The sequence below is a fragment of the Pseudomonas sp. LBUM1672 genome (genome assembly GCF_059695655.1).
The window spans coordinates 359,110-381,273 of record NZ_CP166781.1; the positions used below are offsets into that span (position 1 = coordinate 359,110).

The 22,164-nt window shown below is 60.3% G+C and carries 19 protein-coding genes and 1 pseudogene; 17 read left to right on the forward strand and 3 right to left on the reverse strand.

Annotated features, from left to right (window positions below):
• Positions 1–53 precede the first annotated feature (53 nt).
• Entirely contained in the window at positions 54–1,064 is a 1,011-nt protein-coding gene (locus ACA053_RS01665) for a class 1 fructose-bisphosphatase (protein ID WP_109627498.1), read from the forward strand.
• Positions 1,065–1,066: 2 nt separating this feature from the next.
• Positions 1,067–1,669: a DUF924 family protein gene (locus tag ACA053_RS01670; RefSeq protein WP_497394410.1), complete on the forward strand. Its 603-nt coding sequence runs from the start codon at positions 1,067–1,069 to the stop codon at positions 1,667–1,669.
• Between the two features lie 117 nt (positions 1,670–1,786).
• Here the strand turns inward: ACA053_RS01670 and ACA053_RS01675 are convergent, their stop codons facing one another.
• Together ACA053_RS01675 and ACA053_RS01680 are read right to left on the reverse strand one after the other, a co-directional pair.
• Positions 1,787–2,551, reverse strand: a complete 765-nt coding sequence (locus ACA053_RS01675) for a methyl-accepting chemotaxis protein (protein WP_370694726.1) — start codon at positions 2,549–2,551, stop codon at positions 1,787–1,789.
• A gap of 93 nt (positions 2,552–2,644) precedes the next feature.
• Positions 2,645–3,679, reverse strand: a pseudogene (locus ACA053_RS01680) (HAMP domain-containing protein); the annotation flags it as partial.
• Between the two features lie 283 nt (positions 3,680–3,962).
• Between ACA053_RS01680 and ACA053_RS01685 the strand changes: the two are divergent.
• The gene (locus ACA053_RS01685; RefSeq protein ID WP_010464535.1) at positions 3,963–4,217 is read left to right on the forward strand and encodes a hypothetical protein; all 255 of its coding nucleotides are present in this window, start codon (positions 3,963–3,965) and stop codon (positions 4,215–4,217) included.
• Between the two features lie 31 nt (positions 4,218–4,248).
• Positions 4,249–4,818: a lipocalin family protein gene (locus tag ACA053_RS01690; RefSeq protein WP_497297025.1), complete on the forward strand. Its 570-nt coding sequence runs from the start codon at positions 4,249–4,251 to the stop codon at positions 4,816–4,818.
• Between the two features lie 121 nt (positions 4,819–4,939).
• Here ACA053_RS01690 and ACA053_RS01695 read toward each other — a convergent pair whose 3' ends face one another.
• Positions 4,940–6,304: a formimidoylglutamate deiminase gene (locus ACA053_RS01695; RefSeq protein WP_497394411.1), complete on the reverse strand. Its 1,365-nt coding sequence runs from the start codon at positions 6,302–6,304 to the stop codon at positions 4,940–4,942.
• A 146-nt stretch (positions 6,305–6,450) separates the two neighbouring features.
• On the opposite strand from ACA053_RS01695, the gene hutC reads away from it, so the two are divergent.
• The 13 genes from hutC (at position 6,451) to ACA053_RS01760 (ending at position 22,135) form a co-directional block, all read left to right on the forward strand.
• Positions 6,451–7,161: a histidine utilization transcriptional repressor HutC gene (gene hutC, locus ACA053_RS01700; RefSeq protein WP_178082336.1), complete on the forward strand. Its 711-nt coding sequence runs from the start codon at positions 6,451–6,453 to the stop codon at positions 7,159–7,161.
• Positions 7,158–7,727, forward strand: coding sequence for a HutD/Ves family protein (locus ACA053_RS01705; protein WP_497315028.1), 570 nt, complete (start codon positions 7,158–7,160; stop codon positions 7,725–7,727). Before hutC ends, ACA053_RS01705 begins: the two co-directional genes overlap by 4 nt.
• Positions 7,728–8,204: 477 nt before the next feature.
• A complete protein-coding gene (gene hutU, locus ACA053_RS01710; protein WP_109627511.1) occupies positions 8,205–9,893 on the forward strand; it encodes a urocanate hydratase in 1,689 nt (562 codons plus the stop codon).
• A 155-nt stretch (positions 9,894–10,048) separates the two neighbouring features.
• Entirely contained in the window at positions 10,049–11,521 is a 1,473-nt protein-coding gene (locus ACA053_RS01715; RefSeq protein ID WP_109627513.1) for a purine-cytosine permease family protein, read from the forward strand.
• 68 nt (positions 11,522–11,589) lie between these two features.
• The gene (locus tag ACA053_RS01720; protein ID WP_109627514.1) at positions 11,590–12,558 is read left to right on the forward strand and encodes an ABC transporter substrate-binding protein; all 969 of its coding nucleotides are present in this window, start codon (positions 11,590–11,592) and stop codon (positions 12,556–12,558) included.
• A gap of 70 nt (positions 12,559–12,628) precedes the next feature.
• Positions 12,629–13,480, forward strand: a complete 852-nt coding sequence (locus ACA053_RS01725; protein WP_109627516.1) for an ABC transporter permease — start codon at positions 12,629–12,631, stop codon at positions 13,478–13,480.
• Positions 13,477–14,307: a quaternary amine ABC transporter ATP-binding protein gene (locus ACA053_RS01730; RefSeq protein WP_109627517.1), complete on the forward strand. Its 831-nt coding sequence runs from the start codon at positions 13,477–13,479 to the stop codon at positions 14,305–14,307. The genes ACA053_RS01725 and ACA053_RS01730 overlap by 4 nt, the downstream gene beginning before the upstream one ends.
• A 184-nt stretch (positions 14,308–14,491) precedes the next feature.
• Positions 14,492–16,015: a histidine ammonia-lyase gene (hutH, locus tag ACA053_RS01735; protein WP_497394412.1), complete on the forward strand. Its 1,524-nt coding sequence runs from the start codon at positions 14,492–14,494 to the stop codon at positions 16,013–16,015.
• Between the two features lie 118 nt (positions 16,016–16,133).
• Positions 16,134–17,666 carry a histidine ammonia-lyase gene (gene hutH, locus ACA053_RS01740; protein ID WP_497394413.1) on the forward strand — a complete coding sequence of 511 codons (1,533 nt, stop codon included), beginning with the start codon at positions 16,134–16,136 and terminating at the stop codon, positions 17,664–17,666.
• A 101-nt stretch (positions 17,667–17,767) separates the two neighbouring features.
• Positions 17,768–18,973, forward strand: coding sequence for an imidazolonepropionase (hutI, locus tag ACA053_RS01745; protein ID WP_497315035.1), 1,206 nt, complete (start codon positions 17,768–17,770; stop codon positions 18,971–18,973).
• A gap of 10 nt (positions 18,974–18,983) precedes the next feature.
• Complete coding sequence (hutG, locus tag ACA053_RS01750) at positions 18,984–19,787, forward strand: N-formylglutamate deformylase (protein ID WP_497394414.1); 804 nt, start codon at positions 18,984–18,986, stop codon at positions 19,785–19,787.
• Between the two features lie 265 nt (positions 19,788–20,052).
• Positions 20,053–21,009, forward strand: coding sequence for a choline ABC transporter substrate-binding protein (locus ACA053_RS01755; RefSeq protein ID WP_497315038.1), 957 nt, complete (start codon positions 20,053–20,055; stop codon positions 21,007–21,009).
• A gap of 208 nt (positions 21,010–21,217) precedes the next feature.
• A complete protein-coding gene (locus tag ACA053_RS01760; RefSeq protein ID WP_497394415.1) occupies positions 21,218–22,135 on the forward strand; it encodes an alpha/beta hydrolase in 918 nt (305 codons plus the stop codon).
• Positions 22,136–22,164: the final 29 nt, after the last annotated feature.

Here is a 22,164-nt window from a genome sequence, read left to right on the forward strand (position 1 = left end):
GACTCGCGTTAAACTGCGCGGGTTTTTAGCCCCCAATTCCACCGGAGCCTTCCATGTCCCGCGTTACCCTGAGTCGCTATTTGATTGAGCAGACCCGTAGCAACAACACCCCTGCCGATCTGCGTTTCCTGATCGAAGTGGTGGCGCGTGCTTGCAAGGAAATCAGCCACGCCGTATCCAAGGGCGCCCTCGGCGGCGTTCTGGGCAGCATGGGCACCGAAAACGTCCAAGGTGAAGTGCAGAAGAAGCTTGATGTGATGTCCAACGACATCCTGCTCGAAGCCAACGAATGGGGCGGTCACCTGGCCGGCATGGCATCCGAAGAAATGGACAATGCCTACCAGATCCCGGGCAAATACCCGAAAGGCGCGTACCTGCTGGTATTCGACCCACTGGATGGTTCGTCGAACATCGACATCAACGCGCCGGTCGGTACGATCTTCTCGGTGCTGCGTTGCCCGAACGAATACCTGACCCAGAACGAGCCTTTGAACGAAAAGGCTTTCCTGCAGCCAGGCACTCAGCAGGTTGCCGCCGGTTATGCGATTTACGGTCCACAGACCATGCTGGTGCTGACCCTGGGCAATGGCGTGAAAGGCTTTACCCTGGACCGTGAAATGGGCAGCTTCGTGCTGACCCATGAAGACATCACAATCCCTGAGTCCACGCAGGAATTCGCGATCAACGCGTCCAACCAGCGTCACTGGGAAGCCCCGGTACAACGCTACGTCGGCGAATTGCTGGCGGGCGATGAAGGCCCGCTGAAAAAGAACTACAACATGCGCTGGGTCGCCGCGATGGTTGCCGACGTGCACCGTATCCTGACCCGCGGCGGTCTGTTCATGTACCCACGCGACAGCCGCGAGCCGTCGAAGCCGGGCAAACTGCGCTTGATGTACGAAGCCAACCCGATGTCGTTCCTGGTTGAACAGGCTGGTGGCGCTTCCACCGACGGCCATCAGCGCATCCTCGACATCAAGCCTGACGGCCTGCACCAGCGCGTTGCCGTGTTCCTCGGCTCGAAAGAAGAAGTCGCCCGCGTCACGGCTTATCACAAGGAATAAACATGACCGCGCCCTGGCAGCCGTTGCTCGAATGGTGGTTCGGAAACCTCGAATCCCCCCACGACATAGCGGCTGACAAGGGCAAGTTATGGTTCGGCAAGCGCGACAGCCAGGACCTCGAAGCGCAGACGCGTTTCGGGGACTGGGTCGAGCAGGCACTGGCCGGCGGATTGACTGACTGGGCGCAACGCCCCGAAGGTTGGCTGGCCCTGGTGCTGCTGCTCGATCAACTCCCGCGAATGATCTTTCGCGACACTCCCAAATCGTTCTCTGGTGATCTCCGGGCTCAAAAGCTGGTGGCGCAAGGCATTGCTGCGGATTTCGACCGGCAGTTGCGGCCGATCCAGCGGGTGTTTATCTACCTGGTGTTCGAGCACTGCGAGAATCTGGCGGTGCAGAACGAGGCGGTTTCGCGCTACATCGATCTGGTTGCGCAGCAGCCGAAGGCGGATCGGGAGCTGTTTACCGATTATCTGAACTATGCCGAGAAGCATCAGCAGGTGATTGCACGGTTTGGGCGGTTTCCGCATCGCAATGCGGTGTTGGGGCGGGAGTCGACGGCTGAGGAACTGGCGTTTCTTTCGGGGCCTGGGTCTCGGTTCTGAATCTTCATTGCGGCTGATGTCGTCATCGCCAGCAGGCTGGCTCCCACATTTGGTTTGTGTCGTTCACAAATTCCCTGTGGGAGCCAGCCTGCTGGCGATGGGGCCAGTGAAAGCAGCTTATATCCGGAAGCTGCCCACCAACTGCTTCAACCGCGCCGCCTGCTGCTCAAGATCCGCACACGCGCGCAAGGTCGACTGCAAGTTCTCCACGCCTTCCTGGTTCAACGTGTTGATCTCGGTGATGTCGACGTTGATCGACTCCACCACAGCGGTCTGCTCTTCAGTTGCTGTCGCCACCGACTGGTTCATCCCGTCGATCTCGCCAATGCGCTGGGTCACGCTGCCCAGACGCTCACCGGCCTGGTTGGCGATGCCGACGCTGCTTTCGCTCTGGCGCTGGCTGTCGGTCATGGTGCTCACCGCTTCCCGGGCGCCGACCTGCAATTCCTCGATCATCTTCTGCACTTGCTGCGCCGAATCCTGAGTGCGGTGGGCGAGATTGCGCACCTCGTCCGCGACCACGGCAAAACCACGGCCGGCCTCACCGGCACGCGCCGCTTCGATGGCTGCGTTCAATGCCAGCAAGTTGGTCTGCTGCGAGATGCTGGTGATCACTTCCAGAATCTGTCCGATGTTCACGGTGTTGCTGTTGAGCGTTTCGATGTTGCCGCACGAGTCGCTGATCTTCGCCGAGAGCTGCTGCATCGCCGCGATGGTTTTATCCACCACTTGCTGACCGTCTTCGGCCAAGGCACGTGCGTCGCTCGAATGCTGGGAGGCGAGGGCGGCGTTCTGGGCGATTTCCTGGGCGGCGGCGCCCAGCTCGTTGATCGCGGCTGCCACGCTGCTGGTGCGCGAAGCTTGTTGGTCGGAGTTGAACATCGACGAGTTCGACGCGGCAACCACACGCAAGGCGACTTCGTTGACCTGGCCAGTGGCCGAGGACACTTCGCGAATCGACGTGTGAATACGCTCCACGAAGCGGTTGAACGAGGTGCCCAGTGCGCCGAATTCGTCCTGACCGTGGATGGTCAGGCGTTTGGTCAGGTCACCTTCACCTTCGGCGATGTCATGCATGGCGCGGCCCATGGTCAGCAGCGGCTGCATCAGAAAGCTGATCAGCATGCCCAGCAACGCGATAATGATGACCACGGCGATAACCATGGCGATGATTGCCGAGGTGCGGAATTCGCTTAGCATCGCGAATGCGGTCTCTTGGTCCAGCACCAGCGCGACGTACCAGTCGGCCGAGGGCACACCGTTGACGTGGGTGAAGGAGATGAACTGGGTCTTGCCGTCGAGCTCGACTTCTTTCAGGCCCGGGCTGACTTTCGGCGCGCCGTTCGGGTAGGCCTCGGCGAGGCTCTTGAGCACCAGTTTGCTGTCCGGGTGGATCAGAATCTTGCCGTCGGCGCTGACGATGAACGCGTGGCCGTGACCACCGAAGTTCAGCGAGTTGATGATCGCGCTGACGCTGGACAGGTCGATATCCGCACCGGCGACGCCGATCATCTGGCTCTGATGCTGCACCGGCGTGGCGACGGTGATCACCAGTTTGCCGGATGACGCGGCGATGTACGGTTCGGTGACGATGGTCTGCTGCGCGCTGTTGGCCGCCTTGTACCAGCCACGGGCGCGGGGATCGTAGTCCGCCGCGCGATTGCCGGCAGGTATCGAGAACATCACGCCGTCGGTGCCACCGAAGTAGCTCAGCTGGAAGTTGCCGGTGTAGGCCGGCAAGTCGATGGCGCGCTTGAGGCTGGCGGGTGCGCTGCCGTCCACGGCGATCTGCTGGGACAAGGATTGCAGCAACTGCATGCGGCTTTCCAGCCAGGTCTGGATGTTGCTGGTGGTCAGGCTGCCGAGTTCCTGCATCGAGGATTCGGTACTGCTGCGCAAGGTCTGGCGCTGGCGGTAGTCGTTGAACAGGATAAAGCAGGCGAACGCAACGGCGACCACGAGGGCGGCTGCCAGCAGGATCTTGTGGCTGAATTTCATGTTTCTGGTCATTAAATGCACTACCGCAGAGGGACTGGTCAGCGAGGGGCGTCAATTTGCCACAGTCGAGGGCTTTGCGCTGCTTCTATGTCGACTGGCGAGCGCCAAAGATTAGGCGCCTTTTTGCGAAAACCGACGAAATACTCAATGGCGCAAGAAAGTGGCTGATTTTTCGGAAAAAGGCAGACGAGCGGCCTGATAAATAGCCGGGCAGTCGGGGAACCAGATAGGGGTTTTCTCTTCTAAGCTTCTGCTTGGCAGCCATGCCATTCCCCTTCGCCCCAGGAGCTACACCATGTCGCTGCGATCTATCGCCTTGCTCTCGTTCTGCGTGTTGTTGGCCGCATGCAGCAAGGTCAATCAGGAAAACTACTCGAAGCTGTCGGCCGGCATGCCCAAGGCAGAGGTTGAAGCCTTGCTGGGTAAAGCCACTGATTGCTCGGGCGCGCTAGGCATGTCCAGTTGCACCTGGGGTGACAAGAACAGCTTTATCAGCGTGCAATACGCCGGTGACAAAGTACTGATGTTTTCCGGCCAAGGCCTGAAGTAATCCGGGGCAATAAGCCCACGGGAGAAAAACAATGAAGCGGTTATTGATACTCCTTTTTGCCGGCCTGGTATTGGCCGGCTGCGCCACTTCTGGCACAGATCCGTTGGCACCGAAAACCGTCAACAGCGTCAATCTCAAGAAATACCAGGGCACCTGGTACGAGTTGGCCCGTCTGCCGATGTATTTCCAGCGCAACTGCGCGCAATCCGAAGCCCATTACACGCTCAAGCCTGACGGCAACGTGTTGGTGCTGAACCGCTGCCTGACGGCGGACTGGCAATGGGAAGAGGCCAAGGGCACGGCTTATCCACAAGTGCCGGGCAAGACCGACAAGTTGTGGGTCGAGTTCGATACCTGGTTCTCGCGATTGCTGCCGGGTGTAGCGAAAGGGGAATACTGGGTGCTGTACGTCAGCGACGATTACAAGACTGCCATCGTCGGTGACCCGAGCCGAAAGTACTTGTGGCTGTTGTCGCGGACGCCGACGGTTAACGGTGTAGTGCGTGAAGAACTGCTGAGCAAGGCGCGTCAGCAGGGCTACGACACCACGCGGTTGATCTGGCGTGCGTCGGATACGCAGATGGCCAAGACCTCGAACTAGCAGTCACCGAAGATTAAAACTGTGGGAGCGAGCCTGCTCGCGATAGCGGACTGTCAGTCAACATCCTTGTTGAAGCTGATGACCCTATCGCTAGCAGGCTAGCTCCCACATTTATTTTGTGTCAGCCGAGGAGATCGCGCAGGACTTGGGTGAACGCCCGATTGCTCTCTTCTTCTGCGGCATGCCGCCCACCCCGCACCACCCACTGGCCATTGACCAGCACATCCCGAACCTGGCGATCGCCACCGGCAAACAACCAGCGATTCAGAATCCCGTCACCACTGGCCGTCGCCAGGTACGGATCGTTGCCGTCCAGCACCAGCCAATCCGCACGTTTCCCCACTTCCAACGCACCAATCGGCTGGCCCAGCGCCTGAGCGCCGCCATCCAGCGCCGCGTCATACAGTGTGCGGCCAACCATCGGCTGATCCGCGCCATACAACCGGTTACGCCGCTGATCGCGCAGGCGCTGGCCGTATTCCAGCCAACGCAATTCTTCCACCACGCTCAACGACACATGGCTGTCGGAGCCGATGCCCATCCGCCCACCCTGAGCGAGGAAGTCCACTGCCGGAAAAATCCCGTCGCCAAGGTTGGCTTCGGTGGTCAGGCATAAACCGGCGATGGCGCGACTCTTGGCCATCAGCGTGACTTCTTCCTGGTTTGCATGGGTCGCGTGGACCAGGCACCAGCGCTGATCGACTTCGGTATTTTCGTACAGCCATTGCAGCGGACGACGGCCGCTCCAGGCGATGCAGTCATCGACTTCTTTCTGCTGTTCGGCGATGTGAATGTGCACCGGGCACTGCTTGTCGCTGGCGGCCAGCACTTCGCTGATCTGCTGCGGTGTGACCGCGCGCAACGAGTGGAAGCACAAGCCCAGCGACTGCGCCGGTTGCTGCGCCAGGATCGGCTGCAAACGCGACTGAAGCGTGAGGTAGTTTTGGGTGCTGTTGATGAAGCGGCGCTGGCCGTCGTTCGGAGTCTGGCCGCCGAAACCGGAATGGCTGTAGAGCACCGGCAGCAGGGTCAGGCCGATACCGGCGGAGCTGGCCGCCTGGCTGATCCGCAGCGCCAGTTCGGCGGGATCTGCATACGGTTGGCCGTTGGTGTCGTGGTGTACGTAATGAAATTCCGCGACCGATGTGTAACCGGCCTTGAGCATTTCGATGTACAGCTGACGCGCAATGACGCCGAGTTGATCCGGGCTGATTTTTCCGACGAGCCGGTACATCAGATCGCGCCAGGTCCAGAAACTGTCGTTCGGATTACCCGCCACTTCCGCCAACCCGGCCATGGCCCGCTGGAAGGCGTGGGAGTGCAGATTCGGCATTCCCGGCAGCAACGGACCGCTTAGCCGTTCGGCGCCATCTGCGTGGGAATCGGCCTGGATATGGGTCATTACGCCATCGGCGCTGACCTCAAGACGTACATTGTTGGCCCATCCACTAGGCAGCAGCGCGCGTTCGGCAAAGAAGGCGGACATGGTTCAGCACCCCATCGTGTGTTATTTGTATATACATATACAGACGTTTGCCTGCTCGGTAAACTCCGGCAAGCTAGTAACCCTAACCAAACGAACAAGGATTAACCGTGCCGACTCCGCCTGCAGTCTCTCCGTTGGCCGCACACATGGGCGACAGTCCGGCGCCCTTGTACGCCCGCGTCAAACAAATGATCACCCAACAAATCGACAGTGGAAACTGGCCGCCGCACTACCGCGTTCCGTCGGAAAGCGAGCTGGTCAACCAACTCGGTTTCAGCCGCATGACCATCAACCGCGCCCTCCGCGAAATGACCGCCGACGGTCTGCTGGTGCGCATGCAAGGTGTCGGCACCTTCGTCGCCGAACCGAAAAGCCAGTCCGCGCTGTTTGAGGTGCATAACATCGCCGACGAAATCGCCTCCCGTGGTCATCGCCACACCTGCAAGGTGATCACCCTCGAAGAAGAGGCGGCCGGTTCCGAGCGTGCGTTGGCGCTCGATATGCGCGAAGGCCAGCGGGTTTTCCATTCGCTGATCGTGCATTTCGAAAACGACATTCCGGTGCAAATCGAAGACCGTTTCGTCAACGCGCTGGTCGCCCCGGACTATCTCAAGCAAGACTTCACCCTGCAAACGCCTTACGCCTACCTGAACCAGGTTGCGCCGTTGACCGAAGGCGAGCACGTGGTCGAGGCGATTCTGGCCGAGGCCTCCGAGTGCAAGTTGCTGCAGATTGAAAAGGGTGAACCGTGCCTGCTGATTCGTCGCCGCACCTGGTCCGGCCGTCAGCCAGTGACCGCTGCCCGCTTGATCCACCCCGGTTCCCGTCATCGTCTGGAAGGTCGGTTCCATAAATGAATGAAATGAAAGTCTTACGCGCAAAAGATTACCCGCGCATGCCGTGGAAAAACGGCGGCGGCAGCACTGAAGAAATCACCCGTGACGCGGGAACAGGCCTCGACGGTTTCGGCTGGCGCCTGTCGATTGCCGATATTGGCGAGTCGGGCGGTTTCTCGACATTCGCCGGCTATGAGCGGGTGATCACCGTATTGCAAGGCGACGGCATGACCTTGCGGGTTGATGGCCAGGACACTCGGCCATTGTTACCGCTGGACCCGTTTGCTTTCAGCGGCGAGAGTCAGGTCTCGTGCACCTTGCTCGGTGGACCGATCCGAGACTTCAACCTGATTTATGCACCGCAGCGTTATAGCGCGCGGTTGCAGTGGCTGGACGGTGAGCAGCGGTTCTTCAGTTCGGCCGGAACGGTGCTGGTGTTCAGTGTCACCGAGTCGCTGGAAGTGAAGGTCGGTAACAGCGATGTACAACTGGGTCGCCATGATTGCCTGCAACTCGACGGTAATACCGGTCTGCTGGAAGTCTCCAGCAATGGCGCCTGCTGTGTGATCGAACTGACCGCACGCTGATTAACTGCTGAAGCAATCCAATGTGGCGAGGGGATTTATCCCCGTTGGGTCGCGAAGCGGCCCCAAAAAAAGGTCTGCTGCGCAGCCCAACGGGGATAAATCCCCTCGCCACAAAAGCAATCACCTTTCCTGTTTCTGAATGCGCACCACTTTGTTACCGAACGCCCCAGCGTGGCGCAAAACCCCGCTCAAGTAACAGCTGCCTCCCCTCCGCAAAATCCCCCGCGAAAAATTTCATCTTGGTCAAAACCCTTGATCCAAAGGCCTTCCAGCATTCCCAAAACTTTTCTTGAACACCGATCCAGCAAGTTGGCCGCTTGATTGCATATGCTTGTATGTACAAGTAAAGACGTATGCGTATGAGTCGATCGAGACTCCTCGCAGCGTCCACTGATTCGCTTGTGGCGCGTTGGCGCGCACAGGCTGGCTTACCCACCGCCAGGGTTGGTTTGGATTGATCGCTGAGGAGTCTTTTTCGTGACTGACAATACCCAGAAACCTACGAAGTATCGTGACGTTGAAATCCGTGCCGCGCGCGGTAACAAGCTGACCGCCAAGAGCTGGCTGACTGAAGCGCCGCTGCGCATGTTGATGAACAACCTCGACCCGGAAGTCGCCGAGAACCCTAAAGAACTGGTGGTTTACGGTGGTATCGGTCGCGCGGCACGTAATTGGGAATGCTACGACAAGATTGTCGAGAGCCTGACCAACCTGAACGACGACGAGACCCTGCTGGTGCAATCCGGCAAGCCGGTCGGCGTGTTCAAGACTCACACCAACGCCCCGCGCGTGCTGATCGCCAACTCCAACCTGGTGCCACACTGGGCGAGCTGGGAACACTTTAACGAACTGGATGCCAAGGGCCTGGCCATGTACGGCCAGATGACCGCCGGCAGCTGGATCTACATCGGCAGCCAGGGCATCGTTCAGGGCACCTACGAAACCTTCGTCGAAGCTGGTCGCCAACACTACAACGATGACCTGAAAGGTCGTTGGGTCCTGACCGCAGGCCTCGGCGGCATGGGCGGTGCTCAACCTCTGGCCGCCACCCTGGCCGGCGCGTGCTCGCTGAACATCGAATGCCAGCAGGTCAGCATCGATTTCCGCCTGAACAGCCGTTATGTCGATGAGCAAGCCACCGACCTCGACGACGCACTGGCCCGCATCGAGAAATACACCAAAGAAGGCAAGGCGATTTCCATCGCGCTGCTGGGTAACGCGGCAGAAATTCTGCCGGAACTGGTCAAGCGCGGCGTGCGCCCGGACATGGTCACCGACCAGACCAGCGCCCACGACCCGCTCAACGGTTACCTGCCAGCCGGCTGGACTTGGGAAGAGTACCGCGCTCGCGCCAAGACCGAGCCAGCTGCCGTGGTCAAAGCCGCCAAACAATCGATGGCCGTGCACGTTAAAGCGATGCTCGAATTCCAGAAAATGGGCATCCCGACCTTCGACTATGGCAACAACATCCGTCAGATGGCGCAAGAAGAAGGCGTCGAGAACGCATTCGACTTCCCTGGCTTCGTACCTGCTTACATCCGTCCGCTGTTCTGCCGCGGTATCGGTCCGTTCCGTTGGGCTGCACTGTCGGGCAACGCCGAAGACATCTACAAAACCGACGCCAAAGTAAAAGAACTGATCCCGGACGACGCCCACCTGCACAACTGGCTGGACATGGCGCGCGAGCGCATCAGCTTCCAAGGGCTGCCGGCGCGTATCTGCTGGGTGGGCCTGGGCCTGCGCGCCAAGCTCGGCCTGGCGTTCAACGAAATGGTTCGCAGCGGTGAATTGTCCGCGCCCATCGTGATCGGTCGCGACCACCTCGACTCCGGCTCGGTCGCCAGCCCGAACCGCGAAACCGAATCGATGCAGGACGGTTCCGATGCCGTGTCCGACTGGCCACTGCTCAACGCTCTGCTGAACACCGCGAGCGGCGCGACCTGGGTTTCCCTGCACCACGGCGGCGGCGTCGGCATGGGCTTCTCCCAGCACTCGGGCATGGTGATTGTCTGCGACGGTACTGACGAAGCGGCCGAGCGTATCGCTCGCGTGCTGCACAACGACCCGGCGACCGGTGTCATGCGTCACGCCGATGCGGGTTACCAGATCGCGATCGACTGCGCCAAGGAACAGGGCCTGAACCTGCCGATGATCACCGGCAAATAAACAACCCATGTAGCAGCTGCCGAAGGCTGCGTTAAGGGCCGAAGGACCTTCGTTCCACGTTGGAATGCCGGGGTCGCTTCGCAACCCAACGCAGCCTGCGGCAGCTGCTACAGGGATTGCGCAAACCTACAATAACAATCCACAGAGGTTGAATCATGGCTGTTAACAGCGATCGTGCAGGCAGTAAACCGTTGATCGAGACGCGCTCGATCGACTACATCCCGGAAGCGGAAAGACACGGTCGTCTGTTGAGCCAGTTCACCCTGTGGATGGGTGCCAACCTGCAAATCACCGCCATTGTGACCGGCGCTCTGGCCGTTGTACTGGGCGGTGATGTGTTCTGGTCATTGATCGGTTTGCTGATCGGGCAACTGATCGGCGGTGGCGTGATGGCGCTGCATGCCGCGCAAGGGCCCAAGCTTGGCCTGCCGCAGATGATCTCCAGCCGCGTGCAGTTCGGCGTGTATGGCGCGGCCATCCCGATCGTGCTGGTGTGTCTGATGTACCTCGGATTCACCGCAACGGGAACCGTGCTTTCCGGCCAGGCGCTGGGCCAGTTGTTTGGCGTCAGCGACAGCGTCGGCATCCTGATTTTCGCCAGTGTCATCGTGCTGGTCACAGTGCTCGGTTATCGGGTGATCCACTGGATCGGCCGTGTTGCCAGTGTCATTGGCGTGATTGCCTTCGTTTATCTGTTCAGCCGTCTGATGAGTCAGGTTGATGTTGGCGCACTGTTGCAAATCCGCCATTTCAGCTGGAGCAGTTTCTTGCTCGCGGTTTCGCTCGCGGCATCCTGGCAGATCGCTTTCGGCCCTTACGTGGCGGACTACTCTCGCTACCTGCCGAGCAAGATTTCCTCGGTGAAAACTTTTTTTGCCGCAGGCGCAGGTTCGGTCATTGGTGCGCAGGTAGCGATGGTCCTCGGCGTGTTCGCTGCCGCATCGGCCAACGGCCAATTCGCCGGCCACGAAGTGGCCTATATCGTAGGTTTGGGCGGTACCGGTGCCACCGCTGCGCTGCTGTACTTCAGCATCGCGTTCGGCAAGGTCACCATTTCCACGCTCAACTCCTACGGCAGCTTCATGTGCATTGCGACCATCATCAGCGGTTTCCGTGGTGAGCTGAAGGTCACGCGCTTGCAGCGTCTGGTCTTCGTGCTGGTCATCGTCGGTGCTGCGACCCTGATGGCGTTGCTCGGTCAGCACTCGTTCCTCGGTGCGTTCAAGTCGTTCATCCTGTTCCTGCTGGCGTTCTTTACGCCATGGAGCGCGATCAACCTGGTGGACTACTACTGCATTACCCGCGAGCGCTATGACGTGCCGGCGTTGGCGGATCCGAACGGTCGCTACGGCCGTTGGAACGCCCTCGGTATCAGCGTCTATGTCTTCGGAGTACTGGTGCAGTTGCCGTTCATCGCCACCAAGTTCTATACCGGTCCGTTGGTAGAAGTTCTGGGTGGTGTGGATATTTCCTGGATCATCGGTCTGGTGCTTCCCGCAGCCCTGTATTACGTGTGCGCAAAAAAATGGCACGGCTCGGTACCCGATCACCTGATTCTGCCGGTTGAGCAGGACAGCGTTGTACAACAAAAAACAAGTGGGGCTGGTCGCGCTGCGGCGCAGGCCTGATTGGACGTGGACAGGGCTGGATGCCTCTTGACTGCCGTAAGCCAACTCATGATTAGGAGCGTCAAACAATGAAATCGAACAAGACCCTGCTGACCACATTGCTTTCCATGGGCCTGCTGGCCAGCGCCGGCGCTACTCAGGCCGCCGGTTGGTGCGAGTCGGGCAAACCGGTGAAGTTTGCCGGCCTGAACTGGGAAAGCGGCATGCTGCTGACCGACGTGATGCAAATCGTGTTGGAGAAAGGTTACGACTGCAAGACCGACAGCCTGCCGGGCAACTCCATCACCATGGAAAACGCCCTGAGCAGCAACGACATTCAAGTGTTTGCCGAAGAGTGGGTCGGCCGCAGCGAAGTCTGGAACAAGGCCGAGAAGGCCGGCAAGGTTGTCGGTGTTGGCGCTCCGGTCGTTGGTGCAATCGAAGGCTGGTACGTGCCGCGCTACGTGATCGAAGGCGACGCCAAGCGCAAGCTGGAGCCAAAAGCCCCGGACCTGAAAGCGATTGCCGATCTGGGCAAATACGCTGCCGTGTTCAAGGACCAGGAAGAGCCATCCAAAGGCCGTTTCTACAACTGTCCGGCCGGCTGGACCTGTGAACTCGACAACAGCGAAATGCTGAAAAGCTACGGCCTGGAAAGCACCTACACCAACTTCCGTCCGGGCACCGGCCCGGCGCTGGATGCCGCGGTGCTGTCGAGCTACAAGCGTGGCGAGCCGATCCTGTTCTACTACTGGTCGCCAACTCCGCTGATGGGCCAGGTCGACCTGGTCAAGCTTGAAGAAAAGCCAGGCGTGGACAAAAGCGTGAGCATCAAGGTCGGCCTGTCCAAGACCTTCCACGAGCAAGCCCCGGAACTGGTGGCCGTGCTGGAAAAGGTCAACCTGCCAATCGACCTGCTCAACCAGAACCTCGGGCGTATGGCCAAAGAGCGGATCGAGTCGCCAAAACTGGCCAAGATCTTCTTGAAGGAACATCCTGAAGTCTGGCACGCATGGGTGAGCGAAGACGCAGCCAAGAAAATCGACGCGGCCTTGTAGGTTGAGCCTCTCCGACTGCCGGCGACAGCAGTCGGACGCTTGATCGCAACCCCTTGATTGAGAGTCTCTTATGTTTCCCGAAAGCTTTACCTTTTCCATCGCCGACTGGGTCAACAGTTGGGTCGATTCGCTGGTCACCAACTACGGCGACGTGTTCCGGCACATCTCCGACACCCTGTTGTGGGCCATCGTCAATCTTGAAGGGCTGCTGCGAGCAGCGCCGTGGTGGCTGATGCTGGCGATCGTGGCGGGCGTTGCCTGGCACGCGACCCGCAAAGTCGTGACCACTTCCGTGATCGTCGGCTTGCTGTTCCTGGTGGGCGCGGTCGGCCTCTGGGACAAGCTGATGCAGACCCTGGCGCTGATGATGGTCGCGACGGTCATTTCGGTGCTGATCGGCATTCCGCTGGGCATCCTCTCGGCCCGCAGCAATCGCCTGCGTTCGGTGCTGATGCCGTTGCTGGACATCATGCAGACCATGCCGAGTTTCGTGTACCTGATCCCGGTGCTGATGCTGTTCGGCCTGGGCAAGGTCCCGGCGATTTTCGCCACCGTGATCTACGCCGCGCCACCGCTGATCCGCCTGACTGACTTGGGCATCCGCCAGGTTGACGGTGAAGTGATGGAAGCGATCAACGCCTTCGGTGCCAACCGCTGGCAGCAACTGTTTGGCGTGCAACTGCCGCTGGCCCTGCCGAGCATCATGGCCGGGATCAACCAGACCACCATGATGGCCCTGTCGATGGTGGTAATTGCCTCGATGATCGGTGCCCGTGGCCTGGGTGAAGATGTGTTGGTGGGGATTCAGACCCTCAACGTTGGACGTGGCCTTGAGGCCGGTCTGGCGATCGTGATTCTGGCAGTGGTGATCGACCGCATTACTCAGGCGTATGGTCGGCCACGGCATGAGGTGAGCAAATGAACAACGAAGCCATCAGCAAAATCGAAGTCAAAAACGTCTTCAAGATTTTCGGCAACCGCTCCAAGGAAGCGCTGGGCATGATTGGCCAGGGCAAGACCAAGGATCAGGTGCTGGCCGAGACCGGCTGCGTGGTCGGCGTGAACGACCTGTCGTTGAGCATCGGCACCGGCGAGATCTTCGTGATCATGGGCCTGTCGGGTTCCGGCAAATCGACCCTGGTGCGCCACTTCAACCGCCTGATCGACCCGACCAGCGGCGCGATCCTGGTGGACGGCGTGGACATCCTGCAATACGACATGGAAGCCCTGCGCGAATTTCGCCGGCACAAGATCAGCATGGTGTTCCAGAGCTTTGGCCTGCTGCCGCACAAGACCGTGGTGGACAACGTCGCCTACGGCCTGAAAGTGCGTGGCGAGAGCAAGCAGATGTGCTCCGAGCGCGCGCTGCACTGGATCAACACCGTGGGCCTGAAGGGCTACGAAAACAAATACCCGCACCAGCTCTCGGGCGGCATGCGTCAGCGAGTGGGGCTGGCCCGCGCCTTGGCGGCGGACACCGACATCATCCTGATGGACGAAGCCTTCAGTGCGCTCGACCCGCTGATCCGCGCGGAGATGCAGGACCAGTTGCTGGAACTGCAAAAGACCCTGCACAAGACCATCGTCTTCATCACCCACGACCTCGACGAGGCGGTGCGGATTGGTAACCGCATTGCGATCCTCAAGGACGGGCGCCTGATTCAGGTCGGTACGCCAAGAGAGATCCTGCATTCGCCGGCGGATGAGTATGTCGACCGGTTCGTGCAGCGGCGCGCGGCGGTGGTCTGAGCTTGACCGCTTTTGTGGCGAGGGGATTTATCCCCGTTCGGCTGCGTAGCAGTCGTAAAACTATTACACGCGTTATGCCTGAGAAACTGTGGTGGTAGGTTTTGGGGCCGCTTCGCTGCCCAACGGGGATAAATCCCCTCGCCACAGGGTTTCAGTAGTCAACAGAATTTGTATGAGGCTCCAGATGTCCCAGGCTGAAAAAATCGTTATCGCCGACGCTCCGTTGCGTTGGCAGGATGTGGTCGCGGTAGCCCGCTTTGGCGCCGAGCTTGAGCTGTCGCCACAGATTTGGGCACGCATCGAAAACGCCCAGGCCATCGTCCAGCGCATCGTCGCCAGCGGCGAGCGCGCCTATGGCGTCAACACAGGCCTGGGTGCCTTGTGCAACGTCTCGCTCAAAGACGAACAACTCAGCCAACTGTCGCGCAACACATTGCTCAGTCACGCCTGTGGCGTTGGCGCGCCGCTGGCCGACGAGCAGACTCGCGCGATCATGTGCGCGGCGATCCGCAATTACAGCCACGGCAAATCCGGCATTCATCGCCGTGTGGTCGAAGCCCTGCTGGCGCTGCTCAATCGCGGTATCACCCCGCAAGTGCCGTCCCAGGGTTCGGTCGGTTACCTGACCCACATGGCCCACATCGGCATCGCGCTGTTGGGTGTCGGCAATGTCAGCTATCGCGGGCAGATCGTTTCTGCGCAGCAAGCCCTGGCCGAAGAAGGTCTGCAACCGGTCCAGCTCGGTGCCAAAGATGGCCTGTGCCTGGTCAACGGCACGCCGTGCATGACCGGCCTCAGCTGCCTGGCGATTGCCGACGCGACGCGTTTGGTGCAATGGGCCGACGTGATCGGCGCCATGAGTTTTGAAGCCCTGCGTGGCCAGATCGCGGCGTTCGATGCCGAGATCATCGCGCTCAAACCGCACCCCGGCATGCAGCAAGTCGGGATCAACCTGCGGGCATTGCTGGATGGCAGTGAAGTAATTGCGTCGAGCAAAGGCATTCGTACGCAGGATGCGCTGAGCATCCGTTCGATTCCGCAGGTTCACGGCGCTGCACGGGATCAACTGACGCATGCGATCAGCCAGATCGAAACCGAACTCAACTCGGTCACTGACAACCCGATGCTGCTGGGCACGCCGGATGATTTCCGCATCATGTCCCAGGCCAATCCGCACGGTCAGTCCGTGGCATTGGCGGCCGATTTGCTGGCCATCGCCATGGCCGAAATCGGCTCTATTGCCGAGCGTCGCCTGGACCGCTTGATCAACCCGCACGTCAGCGGCCTGCCAGCCTTTTTGGTGGCCAATCCCGGGGTGAACTCCGGGATGATGATCGTCCAGTACGTCGCCGCTTCGCTGTGCGCAGAAAACCGCCAGTTGGCGCAACCGGCCGTGCTCGACAACTACGTCACTTCGGGCCTGCAGGAAGACCACTTGAGCATGGGCACCAACGCGGCGTTGAAGCTGCATCGTGCGCTGGAAAACTGCACGCAGATCCTCGCCATCGAGTACCTGCTGGCGGCCCAGGCGTTTGAATTTCTCAAGGAACAACGTTTTGGCGCAGGCACCGACGCCGCGTGGCGACTGCTGCGTGAACGCGTCCCGGCTTACGATCAGGACCGTTGGCTGGCACCGGACATTGCCGCCGCTGCCAGCGTGTTGAAAGACTCGAATTTGCTGCACAAGGCGTTACCGAACCTCAACTGATTCCACATCAAACCAGCGTGCCAAGGCGCCAGCCCCCCACAAGGCGGGAAGCGACGGACAACGGACATCTCCGGAGCGTCTGGTTAGTTAACAAGAAGACTCTCAAAAGGAGATAAAAGTGACTGCGCTAAATTTGATTCCCGGCCAACTGAGCCTTGCCCAACTGCGTGATATCTATCAGCAGCCGGTCAAAATCACCCTCGACAACAGCGCCTCGGCCCAGATCGAAGCCAGCGTTGCCTGCGTGGAACAGATCCTCGCCGAGAACCGCACCGCCTACGGCATCAACACCGGTTTCGGCCTGCTGGCCTCGACCCGCATCGCCAGCGAAGACCTGGAAAACCTGCAGCGCTCGCTGGTGCTGTCCCACGCAGCCGGTGTCGGCGAGCCGATCAGCGATGCGCTGGTGCGGTTGGTCATGGTGCTCAAGGTCAACAGCCTGAGCCGTGGTTTCTCCGGCATTCGTCGCGTTGTGATTGACGCGCTGATCGCGCTGATCAACGCCGAGGTTTACCCGCACATTCCATTGAAAGGTTCGGTCGGTGCCTCCGGCGATTTGGCGCCTCTGGCCCACATGTCGCTGGTGTTGCTGGGCGAAGGCAAGGCTCGCCACAAAGGCGAATGGATGGAAGCGACCGAAGCGCTGAAAATCGCCGGCCTGACGCCGTTGACCCTGGCTGCCAAAGAAGGTCTGGCGCTGCTCAACGGCACACAGGTTTCGACCGCTTACGCGCTGCGTGGCCTGTTCGAAGGCGAAGATCTGTTCGCTGGCGCCGTGGCGATTGGTGCCCTGACGGTCGAAGCGGTACTGGGCTCGCGCTCGCCGTTCGATGCGCGCATCCACGCTGCCCGTGGCCAGAAAGGCCAGATCGACGCTGCCGCCGCTTACCGCGATTTGCTGGGCGAGCGCAGTGAAGTGTCCGACTCGCACCAGAACTGCGAAAAGGTCCAGGACCCGTACTCTCTGCGCTGCCAGCCACAAGTCATGGGCGCCTGCCTGACCCAGTTCCGTCAGGCCGCCGAAGTGCTGGCCGTCGAAGCCAACGCCGTTTCCGACAACCCGCTGGTGTTCGCCGCTGAAGGCGACGTGATTTCCGGCGGCAACTTCCACGCCGAACCGGTGGCCATGGCCGCTGACAACATGGCCCTGGCCATCGCTGAAATCGGTTCCCTGAGCGAACGCCGCATCTCGCTGATGATGGACAAACACATGTCGCAACTGCCGCCGTTCCTGGTGGCCAATGGCGGCGTGAACTCCGGTTTCATGATCGCCCAGGTGACCGCTGCGGCACTGGCCAGCGAGAACAAGGCGCTGTCCCATCCGCATTCGGTGGACAGCCTGCCGACTTCCGCGAACCAGGAAGACCACGTGTCCATGGCGCCGGCTGCGGGCAAGCGTCTTTGGGAAATGGCCGAAAACACTCGCGGTGTTCTGGCGGTGGAGTGGTTGGCGGCCGTTCAGGGGCTGGATTTGCGCGAAGGTCTGAAGACCTCGGCGAAGCTGGAAAAGGCTCGCGGGATTCTGCGTAACGAAGTGCCGTTCTATGAGAAGGATCGCTTCTTTGCGCCGGACATCAATGCGGCGACCGAGTTGTTGGCGACGCGTTGCCTGAATGAACTGGTGTCGGCCAAGCTTTTGCCGAGCCTGTGATGTACTCATCGCCAGCAGGCTGGCTCCCACAGTTGTAATGCGCATCCCTGTGGGAGCCAGCCTGCTGGCGATTCGATTTTGAATAATGTGGAGACTACGGGATGAAAACTCTCTGGCAACACTGCCACGTCGCAACCATGGCGCAAGGCGTCTACTCGATCATCGAGGACGCGGCCATCGTGACGTCCGGTGCGCACATTGAGTGGGTCGGCCCGCGCAGTGAACTTCCGGCTGGGGAATACCCGGCCGTCAACGATTTGAAAGGGGCCTGGGTTACGCCGGGCCTGATCGACTGCCACACCCACACGGTGTTCGGCGGTAACCGCAGCGGTGAATTCGAACAGCGCCTGCAAGGTGTCAGCTATGCGGAAATCGCAGCCGCCGGTGGCGGCATCGCCAGCACCGTGCGCGCCACCCGCGCAGCGACCGAAGACGAGCTGTTCGCCAGCGCCGCCAAGCGTCTGAAAAGTCTGATGCGCGACGGCGTGACCACGGTCGAAATGAAATCTGGCTACGGCCTCGACCTGGCCAGTGAACGCAAGATCCTGCGAGTGATCCGTCGCCTCGGTGCCGAGCTGCCGGTGAGCGTGCGCAGCACCTGCCTCGCCGCTCATGCCTTGCCACCGGAATATGCGGATCGCGCCGACGACTACATCGATCACATCTGCGCGGAAATGCTCCCGGCCCTGGCCGCCGAAGGGTTAGTGGATGCAGTGGACGCGTTCTGTGAATACCTGGCGTTTTCGCCGGCGCAGGTCGAGCGCGTGTTCATCACCGCACAAGAACTGGGGCTGCCGGTGAAGCTGCATGCCGAGCAATTGTCGTCCCTGCACGGATCGAGCCTGGCCGCGCGTTACCACGCACTGTCCGCCGATCACTTGGAATTCATGACCGAAGACGACGCCATCGCCATGGCCAAATCCGGCACTGTCGCGGTGCTGCTGCCTGGCGCGTTCTACTTCCTGCGCGAAACCCAGTTGCCGCCGATGGAGGCCCTGCGCAAACACGGCGTGAAAATCGCCATCGCCAGCGACCTCAACCCCGGCACTTCGCCGGCGCTGTCGCTGCGCTTGATGCTGAACATGGCCTGCACCTGTTTCCGCATGACCCCGGAAGAAGCCCTCGCCGGTGCAACCATCCATGCCGCCACCGCATTGGGCATGGCTGACACTCACGGTTCGCTGGAAGCCGGCAAGGTCGCGGACTTCGTCGCCTGGCACATCGATCGTCCCGCCGATCTGTCGTACTGGCTGGGCGGTGACCTGGAAAAACGCGTCGTGCGTCACGGCGTCGAAACGAGCGTTTAGGAGAACAGTTGTGGATAAGGTTCTGAACTTCAAACAAGGCCGCGTGCCGCTGCTGATCAGCATGCCCCACGCCGGCCTGCGCCTCACCCCGGCGGTCGAGGCCGGGTTGATCCCCGATGCGCGCAGCCTGCCTGACACGGACTGGCACATTCCGAAGCTGTATGAATTTGCTGCCGAGCTGGGCGCCAGCACCTTGGCTGCCGAATATTCACGGTTTGTCATCGACCTGAACCGGCCGTCCGACGACAAGCCTTTGTATGTCGGCGCGACCACCGGTCTGTATCCGGCAACGCTGTTCGACGGCATTCCCTTGTTTCGCGAAGGGATGGAACCGACGGCGGCCGAGCGGGCAACCTATCTGGAACAGGTGTGGACCCCTTATCACACCACCTTGCAGAACGAACTGGCACGACTCAAAGCCGAGTTCGGCTACGCGTTGCTGTTCGATGCGCATTCGATCCGCTCGATCATCCCGCACCTGTTCGAAGGCAAACTGCCGGACTTCAACCTGGGCACCTTCAACGGCGCCAGTTGCGATCCACAGTTGGCCACTCAGCTGGAAGCGATCTGCGCGAAGCACACCGATTACAGCCATGTGCTGAACGGTCGCTTCAAGGGCGGACACATCACCCGGCATTACGGCAACCCGGCCGAAAATATCCACGCGGTGCAACTGGAGCTGGGGCAGTGCACGTACATGGAAGAGTTCGAGCCGTTCCGCTACCGCCCGGATCTGGCTGGGCCGACGCAAGTGGTGCTCAAGGAATTGCTGCAAGGCTTGCTGGCCTGGGGCAAAAACCACTACAAGCACTAGAACCTGTCGCATAACCCTGTGGGAGCGAGCTTGCTCGCGATGGCGGACTGACAGGCAACAATAATGTTGAATGTAGTGGCCTCATCGCGAGCAAGCTCGCTCCCACAGGTTATGTGTTTACTTCATAGCGCATCACGACGGTCGCCACCGTGCAAATCTCGGTCGCTACAGTTCGCTTTTCCCCTCTCGACGCTGCGTAATGTTTGGGCCACGGTGCACAAAGACACCGGCCCTCACAATAATCTGCCGCACGAGAACGCTCTCTATGACAAGCACCAAAGGTTTGTTCACTCGCTGTCTCTCAATCCTCTGCGGCACTGCTCTGCTGAGCACCAGCGTCCTGGCCAGTGACGACGCGTCCTGCAAGGCTGTGCGCATGGGTGTGGTCAACTGGACCGACGTGATCGCCACCAGCGGCATGGCTGACGTGTTGCTCAACGGCCTCGGCTACGAAAGCAAGCAAACCAGCGCCGTGCAGCAAATCATCTTCGCCGGCATCCGCGACAAGCGCCTCGATATCTTCCTGGGTTACTGGAAACCGGCAATGGACAAGAACATCGCGCCGTTCGTGGCCGCCAACCAGGTGAAGGTCATGGACAAGCCGAGCCTGGCGGATGCCCAGGCTACCCTTGCCGTACCGCAGTACGTCGCCGAAGCGGGCCTGAAAACCTTCGCCGACATCGCCAAATTCAAAGACAAGCTTGGCGGCAAGATCTACGGCATCGAACCGGGCAGCGGCGCCAACACCACGATCAAAACCATGATCGAGACCAATCACTTTGGCTTGAAGGACTTCAAACTGATCGAGTCCGGTGAAGCAGGCATGCTCGCGGCCGTTCAGCGGGCGGTGAATCGCAAGGAGTTCGTGGTGTTCGTCGGCTGGACCCCGCACCCGATGAACATCAACATGAAGATCGCCTACCTGACTGGCAGCGAAGACGTCTATGGCCCGAACGAAGGCGCGGCGACGGTCTCGACCGTGACGTCCCCGGACTATGCCGAACGTTGCCCGAACGTGAATCGCCTGCTGCAAAACCTGACCTTCACCGCCGCTCAGGAAAGCCAGCTGATGGTGCCGATCATGGAGCGCAAAACGCCTCAGGACGTTGCCCGGCAATGGTTGCGTGATCATCCGGAGGATTTGCAGCGCTGGCTGGCCGGTGTCAGCAGTTTTGATGGCAAGGATGGCGTAGCCACCGTACAAGCCAGCCTGAAAAACTGATCACCTTTACTTCGGCAAGTGCTGTCCTGTGGCGAGGGAGCTTGCTCCCGCTCGGCGGCGAAGCCGTCGTAAACCCGGCTAGTCGGGTGTATCTGATAAAACCCGATTGAATGGTTTGGGGGCTGCGGTGCAGCCCAGCGGGAGCAAGCTCCCTCGCCACAGAACCGGGTTCCCATTCCAAATCGCTGAACTAACTGGCACCAGACTTATGGCCTCTTATCCCTTATCTGAACAGATGACGGCGTTCGTCGAAAAAACTGTCAGCTTCAACAGCACCGACAGCAGCCTCAATGGGTTGCGTCGGGCTTACAGCGAGATGTGCCGGGCGTTCACCCTGCCGCGTCCCGCCGGGCTGTACGTGGTCGATTTCGAGTTGGCCGGGGTGACGGTGCGGTCCTATCAGCCGCCGGTTTCACCACCGACCGGCGGTGCCCCGTGCATCGTGTATCTGCATGGCGGCGGTTGGGTGGTGGGGGATCTGGATTCCCACGACTTCATCTGCGCCGAGCTGGCGTCTGCACTCGGCGTGCTGGTGATCGCGGTCGATTACCGATTGGCGCCAGAACATCCGTTTCCGGCGGCGTTCGATGATTGCCTGGGTGTCTGGCGCGCGCTGCGAACCGGACCTTTTAAGCTTGACCCCAAGCGCACGTTGGTAGCTGGGGACAGCGCCGGGGGCAATCTCGCAGCCGCGCTGTGTCTGGCGCTGCGGGATGCGGGCGAGCCATTGCCGGCGGCGCAGGTCCTGATCTATCCGGGGTTGGGCGGCGATCAGCAGTTGCCGTCGCGCAGCGAATGCATCGACGCGCCGTTGCTTGCCAGCAGCGATGTGGATTGTTATCACGCCTTGTACTTGCGCGGCACCCGACAGCCGGGCGCCTATGCCATGCCGTTGCTCACCGAAGACTTTGGCGGTCTGCCGTCGGCATTGATCGCCGTGGCGCAATTCGACCCGCTGCGCGATGACGGCGTGCTCTACGCCGAACAGCTGCAGGCCGCCGGCGTACCCACCACGCTTTACTACGGTGAAGGTCTGGTTCACGGCTGTTTGCGGGCCCGGGGCCAGGTCGCCGAGGTCGACTTGCTCTATGAAACGCTGCTCGGGTATTTGGCTGACAAACTATGACGCTGCAAGGGGCATGCTCATTCGCGTAA

Bases quoted from the DNA above. Each gene is read 5' to 3' on its own strand.
- ACA053_RS01665 (WP_109627498.1), top strand. From the start codon at position 54: ATGTCCCGCGTTACCCTGAGTCGCTATTTGATTGAGCAGACCCGTAGC.
- ACA053_RS01670 (WP_497394410.1), top strand. From the start codon at position 1,067: ATGACCGCGCCCTGGCAGCCGTTGCTCGAATGGTGGTTCGGAAACCTC.
- ACA053_RS01675 (WP_370694726.1), bottom strand. From the start codon at position 2,551: ATGTTCAACTCCGACCAACAAGCTTCGCGCACCAGCAGCGTGGCAGCC.
- ACA053_RS01685 (WP_010464535.1), top strand. From the start codon at position 3,963: ATGTCGCTGCGATCTATCGCCTTGCTCTCGTTCTGCGTGTTGTTGGCC.
- ACA053_RS01690 (WP_497297025.1), top strand. From the start codon at position 4,249: ATGAAGCGGTTATTGATACTCCTTTTTGCCGGCCTGGTATTGGCCGGC.
- ACA053_RS01695 (WP_497394411.1), bottom strand. From the start codon at position 6,304: ATGTCCGCCTTCTTTGCCGAACGCGCGCTGCTGCCTAGTGGATGGGCC.
- hutC (WP_178082336.1), top strand. From the start codon at position 6,451: ATGGGCGACAGTCCGGCGCCCTTGTACGCCCGCGTCAAACAAATGATC.
- ACA053_RS01705 (WP_497315028.1), top strand. From the start codon at position 7,158: ATGAATGAAATGAAAGTCTTACGCGCAAAAGATTACCCGCGCATGCCG.
- ACA053_RS01715 (WP_109627513.1), top strand. From the start codon at position 10,049: ATGGCTGTTAACAGCGATCGTGCAGGCAGTAAACCGTTGATCGAGACG.
- ACA053_RS01720 (WP_109627514.1), top strand. From the start codon at position 11,590: ATGAAATCGAACAAGACCCTGCTGACCACATTGCTTTCCATGGGCCTG.
- ACA053_RS01725 (WP_109627516.1), top strand. From the start codon at position 12,629: ATGTTTCCCGAAAGCTTTACCTTTTCCATCGCCGACTGGGTCAACAGT.
- ACA053_RS01730 (WP_109627517.1), top strand. From the start codon at position 13,477: ATGAACAACGAAGCCATCAGCAAAATCGAAGTCAAAAACGTCTTCAAG.
- hutH (WP_497394412.1), top strand. From the start codon at position 14,492: ATGTCCCAGGCTGAAAAAATCGTTATCGCCGACGCTCCGTTGCGTTGG.
- hutI (WP_497315035.1), top strand. From the start codon at position 17,768: ATGAAAACTCTCTGGCAACACTGCCACGTCGCAACCATGGCGCAAGGC.
- ACA053_RS01755 (WP_497315038.1), top strand. From the start codon at position 20,053: ATGACAAGCACCAAAGGTTTGTTCACTCGCTGTCTCTCAATCCTCTGC.
- ACA053_RS01760 (WP_497394415.1), top strand. From the start codon at position 21,218: ATGGCCTCTTATCCCTTATCTGAACAGATGACGGCGTTCGTCGAAAAA.